General features: G+C 69.9%; 10 protein-coding genes. 7 read left to right on the forward strand and 3 right to left on the reverse strand.

Going from position 1 to position 14,043, the window contains the following annotated elements; translation table 11 throughout:
- Window positions 1-765, reverse strand: a 765-nt coding sequence (locus KQ305_RS05405; RefSeq protein WP_259724403.1) for a hypothetical protein, incomplete at its 3' end; no start/stop codon positions are given.
- A gap of 55 nt (window positions 766-820) precedes the next feature.
- Here KQ305_RS05405 and KQ305_RS05410 point away from each other — a divergent pair.
- The 5 genes from KQ305_RS05410 to KQ305_RS05430 are packed head-to-tail and all read left to right on the forward strand — an operon-like array spanning window position 821 to window position 9,315.
- Window positions 821-3,733: a glycosyltransferase gene (locus tag KQ305_RS05410; RefSeq protein ID WP_259724404.1), complete on the forward strand. Its 2,913-nt coding sequence runs from the start codon at window positions 821-823 to the stop codon at window positions 3,731-3,733.
- The gene (locus tag KQ305_RS05415) at window positions 3,730-4,560 is read left to right on the forward strand and encodes a peptidylprolyl isomerase (RefSeq protein WP_259724405.1); all 831 of its coding nucleotides are present in this window, start codon (window positions 3,730-3,732) and stop codon (window positions 4,558-4,560) included. Before KQ305_RS05410 ends, KQ305_RS05415 begins: the two co-directional genes overlap by 4 nt.
- Entirely contained in the window at window positions 4,557-7,508 is a 2,952-nt protein-coding gene (locus tag KQ305_RS05420; protein WP_259724406.1) for a peptidase domain-containing ABC transporter, read from the forward strand. Before KQ305_RS05415 ends, KQ305_RS05420 begins: the two co-directional genes overlap by 4 nt.
- On the forward strand, window positions 7,508-9,043 hold the full coding sequence (locus KQ305_RS05425) for an HlyD family efflux transporter periplasmic adaptor subunit (RefSeq protein ID WP_259724407.1): 1,536 nt from the start codon (window positions 7,508-7,510) through the stop codon (window positions 9,041-9,043). The genes KQ305_RS05420 and KQ305_RS05425 overlap by 1 nt, the downstream gene beginning before the upstream one ends.
- Window positions 9,040-9,315, forward strand: coding sequence for a hypothetical protein (locus tag KQ305_RS05430; RefSeq protein ID WP_259724408.1), 276 nt, complete (start codon window positions 9,040-9,042; stop codon window positions 9,313-9,315). Before KQ305_RS05425 ends, KQ305_RS05430 begins: the two co-directional genes overlap by 4 nt.
- A gap of 27 nt (window positions 9,316-9,342) precedes the next feature.
- Here the strand turns inward: KQ305_RS05430 and KQ305_RS05435 are convergent, their stop codons facing one another.
- Window positions 9,343-10,458 carry a hypothetical protein gene (locus KQ305_RS05435; protein WP_259724409.1) on the reverse strand — a complete coding sequence of 372 codons (1,116 nt, stop codon included), beginning with the start codon at window positions 10,456-10,458 and terminating at the stop codon, window positions 9,343-9,345.
- Window positions 10,459-10,502: 44 nt separating this feature from the next.
- On the opposite strand from KQ305_RS05435, the gene KQ305_RS05440 reads away from it, so the two are divergent.
- Complete coding sequence (locus KQ305_RS05440) at window positions 10,503-11,702, forward strand: glycosyltransferase (protein WP_259724410.1); 1,200 nt, start codon at window positions 10,503-10,505, stop codon at window positions 11,700-11,702.
- Window positions 11,703-11,718: 16 nt separating this feature from the next.
- Here the strand turns inward: KQ305_RS05440 and KQ305_RS05445 are convergent, their stop codons facing one another.
- Entirely contained in the window at window positions 11,719-13,041 is a 1,323-nt protein-coding gene (locus KQ305_RS05445) for a hypothetical protein (protein WP_259724411.1), read from the reverse strand.
- A 227-nt stretch (window positions 13,042-13,268) separates the two neighbouring features.
- Between KQ305_RS05445 and KQ305_RS05450 the strand changes: the two genes are divergently transcribed.
- Window positions 13,269-14,033, forward strand: coding sequence for a hypothetical protein (locus KQ305_RS05450; RefSeq protein ID WP_259724412.1), 765 nt, complete (start codon window positions 13,269-13,271; stop codon window positions 14,031-14,033).
- The last annotated feature ends 10 nt before the right edge of the window (window positions 14,034-14,043 follow it).

Raw genomic sequence — 14,043 nt, forward strand, 5'->3', positions numbered from 1 at the left:
CAGCAGCGCCGCCTCGAACGCCGGCCGCTGCTCCGCCGCCACCGGCAGCCGGCCCACCCGCGCCACCAGCAGGGCCAGCTCCGGCTCCGCCAGGTCGCCGGCGGGCGGCAGCGCTTCGATCACCGTCCCCATCGCCGTGCGGCAGCCCTGCTCCACCCACGCCGGCACAGGATCCAGCAGCTGACCCAAACGCAGGAACAGATCCAGGCAGGGCCCGGCCGCAGCCGCCTCCTCCGAAATCTTGTGCTGCAAGGCCAGGGCGCCGTGCTGCACCAGCTGCTGTTCCAGCACCGGCAGCCAGTCGGGGACCGCCCAGGGCTGGGCCGCCGTCTGCTCAAGGATCCCCGCCATGCGAAGGCAGAGCGCCCCGTCGCCGGCCCGATCGGGGAGGCTGAATTCAACCGGCTCCCCATTGCGAGGGACCAACCGCTCGTGCACCTGGCCCGTCAGCTGGCCGAGCAGATCGCCGTAGCGCTGCCACAGCACCGCCGCCACCTGCGGCCGCACCGCCGACAGCTCGATCACGTGGCCCAGCAGATCGTCGTGGGCGGCCAGGGCTGCCTCCACGTGGCGTTGCTCCAGGGCCTCGCGCAGGGCCGTGGCGCTCGCTTCGGTCAGTTCCGCCAGCAGGGGATCCCCTCCAGCGCCCGCCGCCTCAGCCCGCAGCGAGGTGATCAGCTGGTGATAGGCCGGGTAGGGCAGCGCCAGCTCCCTCAGCAGCCGCAGCGGCACCCGCAGCATCGGTTCGCCGCCTGCCGGATCCATGGCGGAACGAGACAAAGCGGGACAGGGGCAATAGGGTTCCGGCAACGATTCCAGCATGGCTGCGATGCTCGCCGAGCCGCCCGGCACCCTGGAACCCTCCACCACCTCCCTCGCCGAATGGCGTCGCCCCGGCCTGGTGGGCCAGCTCGAGGGTTGGAGCCCGTTGAGCGGCCTGAGCGGCTGGGCCTGCCCTTGGCCCCTGCAGCCCCAGGCCGCGCCCCTGCGCCTGCAGCTGGTGCTCGACGATCTGCTCGATCCCGGCCAGCGCCAGCTGATCGCCGAACTGATGGCCGCCCAGGCCCGGCCTGATCTGCTGGCCCAGGGCATCGAGCAGCCCTGCGGCTTCCGCTTCTGGTGGGGTCCCTCCCACCCCCTGCCCCCCTATTCCCAGGGGCTGGTGCTGCGCGTGCTGGTCGAGGCCAGCGGCACCGAACTGCCCGGCAGTCCGATGCGGCTCGATGCCGACACCTACAGCCAGATTGACCAGCAGCGCCAGCACGGTCCCATCCGCGAAGGCGCCTTCACCCAGCTGCAGGCCCCCCTGCTGCACGGCTGGGGCCGCGGCCCCGAGCCCCTGCTGCTGCGCCTCGACAGCGGCACCACCCAGCCGATTGCGCCCCCCGAACCCCTGCCGGAGGGGCCCTGGCCCTTCCAGCAGCTGCTCCCCACCGCCCTCGCCGACGGCAGCATCCACCACCTGCAGCTGGAAACCGCCGCCGGCCTGGTGCTGGATCAACGCTTCGAGCTGCTGCCCTTCCACCTCACCCCCTGGGCGGCCCTGCAGCAGCACGCCCGTCCCCCCTTCCCCGACGAGCTCTCGCCCCTGGCCCGAGAGCGCTACCGCAGCCTGCGCACTTGGCTCGCCTGGGCCGACGCCCACGGCACGCCCCTGCCCGCCAACCTGCCCCTGCTGCAGCGCCTGCTCGAGCACCCCCTGCCCCGCGGCGCCGCCGACCAGGAACCCGGCCCCGACGGCAGCGCCGTGCCGCGCCAGCCCCTGGCCCTGCCGATCGCGGCCGACCCGCTGGTGTCGATCGTGATCCCGGTGCACAACCAGTACGGCGTCACCCGCCGCTGCCTGGCGGCGATCGCCTACGCCCCCAGCCGTGTTCCGTTCGAGATCGTGGTGGTCGACGACGGCTCCTCCGACGGCACGGCGGACGCCCTGGCCGCCGAGGCCCCCGGCGTGCGCGTCATCCGCCACGACTTCGCCCGCGGCTTCAACCAGGCCTGCTGCAGCGGCGCCGCCGCCGCCCACGCCCCCTTCCTGGTGCTGCTCAACAACGACACCGAACCCTGCGCCGCCTGGCTGGAGGAGCTGCTCGATCCCTTCGACCGTTGGCCCGACACCGGCCTGGTCGGCGCCCAGCTGCTCTACCCCGACGGCAGCCTGCAGGAAGCCGGCGGCATCGTCTGGGGCAACGGCGAGCCGTGGAATTACGGCCGGGGCGGCAACCCCCACGACCCCCGCATGGCCTATGGCCGCCAGGTGGATTACGTCAGCGCCGCCGCCCTCGCCATCCGCCGCGAACTCTGGAACGGGCTCGGGGGTTTCAGCCCCGAATTCTCCCCCGCCTACTACGAAGACACCGACCTGGCCTTCAAGGTGCGCCAGGCCGGCCACACGGTGCGCTACGCCCCCCTGGCCCGGGTGATCCACCACGAGGGCCTGAGCTGCGGCACCGACACCGGTGCCAGCACAGGACTCAAGCGCTTTCAGGCGGTCAACGGCCCCGTCTTTCAGCAGAAGTGGGCCGGGGCCTTCGAGGGCAGCCTTGAACCCAACCATGCCGGCGCCGAAGCCATCAAGGACCGGGGCATCCTCGGCCGGGCCCTGTTCCTCGACCAGGAAACGCCCCGGCCCGATCGCGATGCCGGCAGCCATGCCGCCCTGGTGGAGATCGAGCTGCTCCAGGCCCTCGGCTGGAAGGTGTCCCTGCTGCCCCTCAACCTGGCCTGGCTGGCCAACTACAGCGACGCGCTCCAGCGCCGCGGCATCGAGTGCCTCCATGCCCCCTTCGTGCTCTCCCTGGAGCAGTTCCTGGCCGAACGGGGCGGCGAGTTCGACCTCATCTATCTCACCCGCCACACCGTGGCCGCGCCGGCCCTGCCCCTGATCCAGCGCCATGCCCCCCAGGCCCGCCTGCTCTTCTGCAACGCCGACCTGCACCACCTGCGCCAGCTGCGTGCCGCCCGCGCCGAGGGTCTCGAGGGCGACGCGGGCCGCCGCGCCCTCGAAGCGGTGGAAGAGGTGAAGCGCCAGGAGCTGGCGGTGATGCGCCAGGTGGATCTCACCTTCAGTTATTCCGAGGTGGAGCGGGCTGTGATCGAAGCCGAAACCCTCGGCGAGGCCGCCACCGCCCCCTGCCCCTGGGTGGTGCACGGCCCGGAAACTCCCGCCCCCCTCGAGGGCCGCACGGGCCTCGCCTTCCTTGGCAGCTACGGCCATCCCCCCAACCGCGACGCCGTCGAGGCCTTCCTGCGGCAGGTGTGGCCCGAGCTCCAGCAGCGGCGGCCCGACCTGCGTCTGCACCTCTACGGCAGCGGTCTCGAAGCCGGCCTGGCCGCCCGCTGGGGCGCCGAAGCCGGCGTGGTCGTCGAGGGCTGGGTGGCCGATCCGGCCACGGTGTACGCCCGCCATCGCGTCTTCGTGGCGCCGCTGCGCTCCGGCGCCGGCCTCAAGGGCAAGGTGGTGGCCGCCGCCGCCCACGGCCTGCCCCAGGTGCTCAGCCCCCTGGCCGCCGAGGCCACCGGCCTGCGCCACGGCCAGGAGGTGCTGATCGCCAGCAGCCCCGACGACTGGTGTCAGGCGGTGCTCCAACTCAACGATGACGACGACACCTGGCGGGCCATGGGCGCCGCCGCCTTCCGCTTCGCCAGCGCCACCTGGAGCCGGGAGCGCGGCCTGGCCCTGATGGCCGACGCCCTCGACAGACTCCAGCTGCCCCACCGGCGGACCTCCCCATGAGCACCCCCCGCGACACCCTGCCCGAACCCCTCTCCGGCCTGCCGGAGCCGGCGGTGGTGGAATTGCCCCCCGGCCGCCCCTGGCTGGCCCTCTCCGAGCTCAACCGTCTCATCCGCCAGCAGGGCCAGGCCCGCCCCCTGGCCCGCGCCTGGGTGCTCGACCAGCTCGTCCACGCCATTCCCCTGCCCATCGAGGAGGAGAAGGCCCTGATGGCCGCCTTCCTGGAGCGCCGCGGCATCAGCGACGACGACCACGTGCCCGGCTGGCTCAAGGAGCGCGGCCTGGTCTTCGACGACCTGCGCATCCTCGCCACCCAGAAGCGGCGCCTGCAGCGCCTGGTGCGCTGCCGCTGGGAGGACGAGGTGGAAGTGCGCTTCCTGCAGCGCAAACCCGAGCTCGACCAGGTGGTCTATTCCCTGCTGCGCGTCGACAGCGAGGACCTCGCCGCCGAGCTGCACCACCAGATCGCCGAAGGTGAGGCCGACTTCGACGCCCTGGCGCCGCTCCATTCCGAAGGCCCCGAGCGCCACTGCCGCGGCCAGATCGGCCCCCTGCCGTTGGCCGCCGGCCACGAGAGCATGGTCAGCCGCCTGCGCCGCGGCCGCCCCGGCCAGCTGTTCGAACCTTTTCAAGCGGGCGAGAGCTGGGTGGTGCTGAGGCTCGAACAGTTCCTGCCCGCCGAGTTGAACGAACCCACCAGGGAGCGCATGATGGGCGAACTCTTCGAGGAATGGCTCGAGCAGCGGGCGCGGCTCCTCCTCGAAGGCCAGCCGCTGCCGCCCCTCGACGCGATGCTCGCCCTGCTGCAGGAGGACGACAGCCCATGACCTCCTCCCCCGGAGCCATCAGCGGCCTGCTCAACGACTTCGCCCCCTTCGACCGGCTCCCACCCGCCCGCCGCGACGCCATCGATCCGCTGCTAGAGCCCCTGCGCTTCCGCATCGGCCAGACCGTCCTGCGCCCAGACGTCTTACCCGAGGGCCTGCTGCTGCTCTGCAGCGGCCAGCTTCGCAGCCTCGGCCCCAGCCCCAGCGGCCGGGGCCTGCGCACGATCGAACGCCTCGGCCCCGGAAGCCTGGCCGGCTGGGCCGGCCTGCTGCGCCGCGACCCCTGCGAACATCTGCGCGCCACCACCGAGGTGGAGGCCCTGCAGCTCCCCGCCGCCGCCTTCCGCGACCTCCTGAGCGGCCATCCCGACTTCGCCGCCTGGTTCGCCAACCAGCCCAGCGCCGCCGAACTCCACACCCTGTTGCTGGCCCTGGCCCAGCGGGATCCCCACGGCGAAGCCCTGCTCGAGGACTGGCCCCTGCCCCCCGACCAGATCCGCCTGCGCAGCCTGCGCCCCGGTGGCCCGGGCGAGCTGGGCCTGCCCCCCGGCTTCCGCTGGTACGCCAGCAGCGGCCTGCCGTTGGCCGAACCCTGGTCAGACCGTCCCCTGGTACCCCCCGGCCCCGAGGCCCCCTGGCTGCGGCTGGTGGGCCTGGCGATCCCCCGCGAGGCGGAAGCACCGATCACCCTCGGCCCCGACCCCCTCACCCCCACCGTGCTGGCCGAGGAGGCCGGCGGCACCTACGCCCGCGCCCTCGAACCGCCGCCGCGCCGGGCCGGCGACCGCAGCGGCCAGCTGGCCCTGGGCCGGGCCAGCGGTGTTCGCGCCGTTCCGATCGCCCTCTGCCAGGCCCTGGCCGATTACTTCGGCCTGCCGCTGAACCGCGATGCTCTCGCCGATCAGGTGGACGCCATCCTGCAGCGCCAGGACCAGCTCAACCTGGTCAACATCGGCCAGATCATGGACACCCTCGGCCTGCGGGTGGTGCTCTCCCGCGTGCCCGCCAGCAGACTGGGGCGCGTGCCCGCCCCGGCCCTGCTGTTCCAGAACGGCCACTTCGGCCTGCTCGATGGCGTCGAACCCGATGGCCGCGCCCGCCTGCTGGAAGCCGAGCTCGGCGCCCTGCTGGTGCCGGCCGAGGAGCTGGTCACCCACGATGGCGGCCTGGTGGAGCTGCTGCTCTTCGACCGCAAACCCGACGCCAAACAGCAGCGCTTCAGCTGGAGCTGGTACATCCCGTTCCTACGCCCGCACCGCCGCGAGCTGATCGAGGTGCTGGTGGCCTCGGTGCTGATCAACGCCCTGCGGCTCGTCTTCCCCCTCGGCCTGTTGGTGCTGATCCAGAGCGTGCTGGCCAGCCGCGACCTCGGCGCCCTGGTGACCATCGCCAGCGTGATGCTGCTCGCCACCCTATTGGAGAGCATCTTCAAGACCCTGCGCAGCTTCCTGTTCACCGATCTGGCCAACCGCGTCGACCAGGAGGCCAAGGCCACGATCCTCGACCAGCTGGTGCGGCTGCCCCAGGGCTTCTTCGATGCCCGCCCCGTGGGCCAGATCACCTTCTACTTCTCCCAGCTCGATCGCCTGCGCGATTTCCTGCTCGGCCAGACCCTGCCCACCCTGGTGGACTTCGCCTTCTCGATCCTTTACCTGGCCATCCTTTTTGCCATCAGTCCCCTGCTCACCCTGGTGACCCTGGCCACCCTGCCCCTGATCGCCGCCGTGGGCCTGGTCAGCAATCCCCTGGTGCGCAGCCAGATCAACCGCACCATGGCCCAGGCGGTGCGGGCCTCCAGCTTCCTCAACGAGGCCATCACCGGCATCCAGACGATCAAATCCCAGAACGCCGAACTCAAGACCCGCTGGGAGTTCCAGAACCGCTATTCCGCCTACATCGGCGAAGACTTCAAGCTCAAGGTGACCCGCGAAGCGATCGCCAACCTCTCCAGCTTCCTCAGCAACATTGGGCAGCTGGTGGTGATCGCCGTGGCGATCTGGCTGATCATCCAGGGCCAGCTCAACCTCGGCGCCCTGTTCGCCTTCAACATCCTCTCCGGCTACATCCGCCAGCCCCTGGTGCAGCTGGTGGGCACCTGGCAGGACTTCCAGTTCAACACCCAGGCCCTGCGCATGGTGGCCGACGTGGTCGACCGCGACACCGAGCAGACCAGCGAGCAGGCCAGCAACATCCCCCTGCCCCCCCTCCAGGGCCGGGTGCAGTTCGTGGATGTGGGCTTCCGCTTCCGCGACCAGGGCCCCCTGGTGCTCGATGGCGTGGATCTGGAGGTCCCCGCCGGTTCCTTCGTGGGGCTGGTGGGGGGGTCCGGCAGCGGCAAATCCACCCTGCTCAAGCTCCTCTCCCGCTTCTACGCCCCCCTGCGGGGCAGCGTGCTGATCGATGGCCTCGACATCGGCAAGGTGGAGCTCTATTCCCTGCGTCGCCAGATCGGCGTGGTGCCCCAGGATTCGCTCCTCTTCGACGGCAGCATCCGCGAGAACCTGCTGATGGTGAAGCCCGATGCCACCGCCGCCGAGATGATCCGCGCCGCCCGCATCGCCTGCGCCCACGACTTCATCATGCAGATGCCCCAGGGCTACAACTCCAACGTCGGCGAACGGGGCGCCGGCCTCTCCGGCGGCCAGCGCCAGCGCCTCGCCCTGGCCCGGGCCGTGCTCCAGAACCCCCGGATGCTGATCCTCGATGAGGCCACCAGCGCCCTCGACGCCAGCACCGAGCGCCAGGTGTGCATCAACCTGTTCGAGGCCTTCCGGGGCCGCACCGTTTTCTTCATCACCCACCGCCTCTCCACCGTCCAGCCCGCCGATCTGATCGTGCTGATGGACAAAGGCGCCGTGATGGAGCAGGGCAACCACCGCCAGCTGATGCAGATGCGCGGCTGGTACTACGCCCTCTTCCGCAGCCAGAACCAGGAGGGTCTCAGCTGATGGCCCCCCCACCCCGTTCCTCCGATCCCGCCTCCCGCCTGGTGTCCCTGCTCGATGGCTGTGTGAACTGGCTGCGCTCCCCCCGCTCCAGCCGCCGCCACCCGGTGATTCCGGTGCGCGTCGATCTGGTGGGCCAGGGCTCCCTTCCCGCCGGAGCGCCGGCGGCGGATTCCCCGGCAGCGGAGGCTCCGCCCCCCGGCGACCCCAGCGACCCCTCGGCCGTCAGCCACCCCTTCGGCAGCGGCCTCGCCACCACCGGCTCCGACAGCGCCCAGGAGTGGTCGTTCCGCGACACCGTGGTGCTGCGCAAGAGCCGCCGCAGCTCCAGTCTGCTGGTCTGGGCGGGGGTGGGCGGGGTGGCCGCCCTCGGCCTCTGGAGCGTCACGGCGCCGATCTCTGAAACCGTGGCCGTACCCGGCAAGCTCGAGCCCACCAGCACCGTTAAGGACGTCGCCTCCCCCGTCCCCGGCGTGGTCGAGGAGGTGCTGGTGAAGGAGGGCCAGTCGGTGAGAAAGGGCCAGCCCCTGATCCGCTTCGACCTGCGCGAACCCCGCAGCAAGCTGGCCGCCGCCGAGAGCATCCGCGAGCGGCTGCTCAACGAGAACCGCGTCGCCAAGGTCACCCTGGGCGAGGAGGCCGCCACCGCCGGCCTCACCGCCAACCAGCAGAACCAGCTGCGCGACCGCGCCCGCGAGCTCAACAGCCGCCTGGACGCCGCCCGCGAGGAACTGGCCAAGAGCACCACCCGCCTGGCGGGCTACCGCGATTCCCTGCGCATCTACGCCGACATCGAACGCCGCTACCAGTCCCTGGTGCGCGATGGCGCCGTCAGTGAGGTGCAGCTGCTTGAAGCGCGCAACAGGATGCAGGACCTGCGCACCAACGTGGCCGAAGAGGAGAGCGAGATAGCCCGCCTGCGCTCCCAGCTGGTCAACACCGGTTCCGGCACCGACGTGGAGCTGCGCACGGCGATCGAAGCCAACCTGCGCCAGATCAGTGATCTCGACGCCCAGATCCGCCAGGCCCGCCTCCAGATCCAGTACGGCCTGCTCACCGCCCCCGCCGCTGGCCTCGTCTTCGACGTCGACGCCAGCGCCGGCAGCGTGGTGGGCGTCAACGCCACCACGCCCCTGCTGAAGGTGGTGCCCCAGGATTCCCTGCGGGCGAAGGTGTATCTGCCCAACAAGGCCATCGGCTTCGTGCAGGTGGGCCAGGGCGCCGAACTCTCGATCGAAACCTTCCCCGCCAGCAGCTTTGGCTACGTGCCGGCCAAGGTGGAGCGCATCGGCTCCGATGCCCTCACCCCCGAGGAGCAGACCCAGGTGCTCGGCACCCAGGCCGAGGGCCTCCACTTTCCGGTCATCCTCAAACTGGGCCGCCAGACCATCCCCCTGCCTGATGCGGGAAGCGTGCCGCTCCAGGCCGGCATGGCCCTCACCGCCGACATCAAGTTGCGCGAGCGGCGCGTGATCAGCCTGCTCACCGGCCTGTTCGAAGACCAGCGCCGCAACCTCCAGCGTCTGCGGTCCCAGTGAGCGCAAGACCCCAGGGCGACTGGTGGCGCTTCGTGCCACCCGAGCAACGCCGCCGCCGCCGTTTCAAGGCCTGGCGCCTGCGCCTCAACGAGGGCCTGCGCCAACAGTGGGTGGGCATCACCCTGGCCTTTCTCGCCTATGGCCTGGTGCTGCTCTGGCTGGTGCTCCACCTGCCGCCGGTGGTGGCCCTGTTCGCCCTGGCCCCGATGATCCTGCTGCCCCTGCTCGGCTACCTCACCTACTGGCTGCTGTGGAAGGAGTTCCACGAGTGAGGCCCCCGTCTTGGCGGCCAGCCGCGTTCAGCTCTTCACGTAGAGGCTGGGCAGGGCCCCCAGCAGCCACTGGGGCATGAACTGCTCGCCGCCGGCGAAGCCGATCTTGCCGGGGGGGTAGAAGGGCAGCACCGCCAGCACCACCTGGGTGGCCTTGGGGCGGGTCATGTTGCGCACGTAGTGGGCCAGCTGGCCCCGCAGCTGGCGGTCCTCCTCCGACAGGGGGGTGCCGGCGTAGCCGCTGCGAAGGAACTTGCGGTAGAGGTCACCGAACGGGCTCTCGAACAGGGGCTGCAGTCGCTCAGCGGGGGTGTCCAGCCAGATCTGGCCCAGCTGGCGACGGAAGCTGCCCAACTCCTGCAGGATGGCCCCGTCATCCGGGTCGATCTCGAACAGATTCACCAGCCCGTTGAGGCGGGTGAGGAACTCCTCACTGCCGGTGAGCTGCAGGGCCTGGGCACCGCTGAAGGAGGAGAGCTGGGGCAGCGGCGGCAGCTCGGACTCCACAGCTGATGGCCCCACCTCCTTCACGGCACCGGCCGGCGCCAGGGCCCGGCGCTCCAAGGGGCTGGGCTGGCGCAGGCGGGGCAGCAGTTCCGGCTCAAACAGACTGGCGTAGTCCGCGAGCAACCAGTCGGGAAGATTCTGTTCGCAGTTGCGCACTTTCATCTTGCCGCGGCGGAAATAGGGCATCACCGCCAGCAGCACATTGGCCATTTCCGGCCGATCGAAGCCGCTCTGGAGACGCTCGGAGAGATTGTCTCTCCAGCTCTCTTCATCGCGCAGCAGGGGCTGGGAGGCCAGCTCAGTCCCGATCATCTGGCGATAGCTCTGGCCGACCGCCGATCCATAGAGAAGCTCCAGCGCATCAATCGGCGCACTCAACCAGAACTTCGACAGGCACTGGCGTGCCAGCCGCGCCTCCGCCAGTCGGGTGGGGGTGGCTTCGTGGGCGAAATCCATGAAGATCGTGCCCAGGCGCGCCGCCGACCAAGGGGTGATCTGGGGCCGGCGATCCATCTCCATCGGGATGGTGCCTGGATCGCTCACCAGCGTATCCAGAAGACCACTCTCTTTCTGCAGCTTTTTTTCACCCCAGCTCACCGTATCCCGGCGTCCGAACAGACGGCTCCAGAGCGACATGACGCAGGTCAGTTCAGGCAGCGAGATTGTAATAGCGTTGACCGATGGAACTGTTGCTGATCCATCAGAACCATCCCGGCCAGTTTCGTGATCTGACCCCCGCCCTTGAACGCCGCGGCCATCGCGTCCTCGGCCTGGGTGCGACGCCCCGCGGCGAGCGGCTCGACTACGCCTGGCAGGCGCCGGCCCTACCGGCGGGGCTGGTGGATCCACTGCTGGAGACCAACCTGCACCGGGCCGCACGCGTCCAGGAGCGCTGCCTGCAGCTGCGTGACCAGGGCTACCGGCCGCAGGCCGTGCTCGCCCACAGCGGCTGGGGGGAACTCCTCTACCTGGCCGACATCTGGCCCGAGGCGGTGCTGATCGCCTACCCCGAGCTCTATGCCGCCCCGCTGCTGCTGGGCTATGGCTTCGATGCCGATCTGGCCGAACCCTCGTTCGCCCTGCGGGCCCAGTGGCGCCGCGGCAACCTGATGGGCCTGGCGGCGGTAGCCGACGCGGACGCCTGCGTCGTGCCCACCCGCTTCGCCCGCGACACCTTCCCCCCCCACCTGCGCAGCCGTTTCCACGTGCTGCACGAAGGCATCGCCCTGCCACCCAACACCACCGGGACCACCAGCCTGCGGCTGGAGGACGGCCCCACCCTGGCGAAGGGCGATCCGGTGATCACCTTCGCCAGCCGCAACCTCGAACCCCTGCGGGGCTTCCGCAGTTTCCTGCGGGCCCTGCCGGCCGTGCTGACCGCCCGCCCCGACGCCCGGGCCGTGATCGTGGGGGGCACCGGCAGCGGCTACGGCGCCCCCTCGTCCCACCCTGGGGGCCACAAGGGCGAACTGCTGGCCCTGCTCGGCCACCGGCTGCCCCTGGAGCGTGTCCATTTCCTGCCGCCCCTGGCGCACCGTGATCTGCTGGCCCTGTTCCGTATCAGTGCCGCCCACGTCCACCTGTCCTATCCCTACGCCCTCTCCTGGAGCCTGCTGGAGGCGATGGCCTCCGGCGCCCTGGTGGTGGGCTCCGACAACCCGCCACTGAACGAGGTGATCCAGAACGGCCACAACGGACTGCTGGTGCCCTTCAACGACACCGATCGCCTGGCCGAAACGTTGCTGGCGGTGCTGGCCGACCCGCCCGCCTTCGCCGCCCTGGCCGACGCCGCCCGTGCGACCGTCGACGCCCGCTACGAGGTGAACCGGGCCGCCGAGGCCTTCGAAGCCCTGATCCGCAGCCTGCAGCTGCTGCGCTGAGCCCCCGACCGCAGGCTCAGCGGCGGCGCAGGCGTGGCTCCAGGGCCCGCAGCACCGCCTCCACCACCGGCCGCCAGACCCGGTCGTCGGCCTGGCGGAACAGGCGCAGACTCGGGTACCAAGGGCTGTCCTCCCGTTGCCTCAGCCAGCGGGGATCGGCGCTGAAGGGAAGCAGCACCCAGGCCGGATGGCCCATGGCGCCGGCCAGGTGGGCCATGGCCGTGTCCACAGTGAGCACCAGGTCGGTACCGGCCAGCACCCGGGCCGTGGCGAGAAAATCACCCGTTGGGTCGATGGCCCCACCGAACAGGTGGTCCACGGGCTCCGCCAGCTGCCTGTCCTCCCCCTGCTGGAGCAGTACCGGCTCACACCCCAGGGCCACCAGACCCTCCACCAGCCGCACCAGGGCGGCGGCCGGCAGGCTGCGCTTGCGGTATTCCCGGCGGGTGAAGCCATCGCTGAGCTTGCGGCCGCTGGCCCAGGTGAGTCCGATCCGCGGCGGCCGGCCGTAGCTATCGGCAGACGCCTCGTCGGCGAGACCCCGCAGGTAGGTGCCGCGCCCATCCGACCCCGGCGGCTGGGGGCAGGGGGCACCGCCCAGGGCCGCCGGAAGCGACAGCAGGCTCACCAGGCTTCGGTCAGCGGGATCCCCCTGGCCGTCTGCGTCGGGTTCGAGTCGGGCCCGCACCTCCGGTGGCTGGGGCAACCAGGCCAGCCCCACCTGCAGCAGCGCCACCAGCGACGGCTCCACCTCCAGCACCACCTGCTGGCCCCGGGCGGCGGCCTGCTCCATCAGGGAGGGAATCCAGCGCAGGTACTGCAGGCCATCCCCCAGGCCCTGTTCGGTGCGGACGTGCAGCCGCCGGGTGGCGGCCACCACAGCCCCCACCCCTCCCTCCGGTCCTGGGGCGTGGCTGGGCAGTTCGAATCGGCGTTCGGCCAGGGCGTAGGCCTCCGCGTAGGCCTCCAACCCGATTAGCACCGAGGCATGGTTGCAGGCCACTTCCGGCCCATCGTCGAGCTGGCGGCTGGCCCGGAAGGCGCGGTCGGCCGCCTCGAAGCGGTTGAGATCCCGCAGGCAGTTGCCAAGGCCCATCAAGGGGGCCGGGCTGGAGGGCAGCAGGAGGGACGCCCGCCGGTAGAGCCCCAGGGCCTCCTCGGGCTGATCGGAGAGCCAGAGGGCGTTGGCGGCACGCAGGATCAGCGGCACATCTGCACCATGCACCTCAATCAATTCCTGGTAAATGCAGGCGGCTTCACACCATTCCTGCCGGCTCTCCGCCTGCCTGACTTCCTGAAGGACCTGCTCGAATTCGGAATCACCGGAAAGCACTGGCATGACAGGAATAGTGACCAAGCAGTAGCACTGTGGCAATGATATCTTTCCTGAAAGTCTGCCTGTAGTTCGCGGGGCAGCAACAAAGGCTCAACAAAGACAACCTTAGGTTTTGCTCATCGTTGGTGAGATGTTTAAGAGGGGAAGTTGAAAACGTTACACGGGATACACGCAGGTACAAATACATACCCATAAGCTTCGATTCAACGAATGACCGGCATCTTCTCGACATGGCTTCCTCCGATACCCTTTCGATCTTCGTGCCGGACCCCGGCAAGACGATCTCCCAGACCACCGACTCTGGCGCCAAGGTCCTCACCAGCCTCAGCGGTGACACGGTCAACACCCGCGTCTTCCCTAACAAAGGCCGCAGCATCGAAGATGTAGGCATCAAGGAGCCAGACTCTGGTGACACACGCACGACCTTCTCGGGAGCCTCCAAGGACATTTCCTACAGCGGCAATGGGGATGACAACACCGTCACCTTCACGGGCAATACCAGTAATACGTCCATCAGCACAGGCGCCGGCGATGACACCCTGATCGCCACCGACATCACCAAAGGCAGGATTTCCCTCGGCGCTGGTGACAACACCGCCATTACTGGTGCCCTTAAGAACACCACCTTCACCGCCGGAAACGGTGACGACAGCTTCACCATCCTTGGCAAAGCTGATTCTGCCAGGATCAGCACAGGCGCCGGCGACGACACCCTCATCTTCGGTGGCAAGGTCAGCGATTCCACCGTCCTGCTGGGACAGGGAGAAGACGTTCTCGAGTTCTCCGCCAAGGTGGAGAACACCTGGATCGACCTCGGCAACGACACCGTCGTCGACAAGGTCTTCTTCAACGTCAATGGTGATCTCGGCAACGGCACCCAGATCTTCGGCGCCGGCGACGGCGATCTGCTGATCATCGGCGGCGAAGAGTACTCCTTCGATACGAGCCAGACGGCCTTCATCTCCACCAAGGGCGACTCCTTCACCTTCGGCTGATGACCCCAGC

It is taken from the genome of Synechococcus sp. CS-1332, assembly GCF_025127995.1.
Classification (GTDB): Bacteria; Cyanobacteriota; Cyanobacteriia; order PCC-6307; family Cyanobiaceae; genus Cyanobium.

Coding starts and splice junctions, on each gene's coding strand:
- KQ305_RS05410 (WP_259724404.1), top strand. CDS start 821: ATGGCTGCGATGCTCGCCGAGCCGCCCGGCACCCTGGAACCCTCCACC.
- KQ305_RS05415 (WP_259724405.1), top strand. CDS start 3,730: ATGAGCACCCCCCGCGACACCCTGCCCGAACCCCTCTCCGGCCTGCCG.
- KQ305_RS05420 (WP_259724406.1), top strand. CDS start 4,557: ATGACCTCCTCCCCCGGAGCCATCAGCGGCCTGCTCAACGACTTCGCC.
- KQ305_RS05425 (WP_259724407.1), top strand. CDS start 7,508: ATGGCCCCCCCACCCCGTTCCTCCGATCCCGCCTCCCGCCTGGTGTCC.
- KQ305_RS05435 (WP_259724409.1), bottom strand. CDS start 10,458: ATGTCGCTCTGGAGCCGTCTGTTCGGACGCCGGGATACGGTGAGCTGG.
- KQ305_RS05440 (WP_259724410.1), top strand. CDS start 10,503: ATGGAACTGTTGCTGATCCATCAGAACCATCCCGGCCAGTTTCGTGAT.
- KQ305_RS05445 (WP_259724411.1), bottom strand. CDS start 13,041: ATGCCAGTGCTTTCCGGTGATTCCGAATTCGAGCAGGTCCTTCAGGAA.
- KQ305_RS05450 (WP_259724412.1), top strand. CDS start 13,269: ATGGCTTCCTCCGATACCCTTTCGATCTTCGTGCCGGACCCCGGCAAG.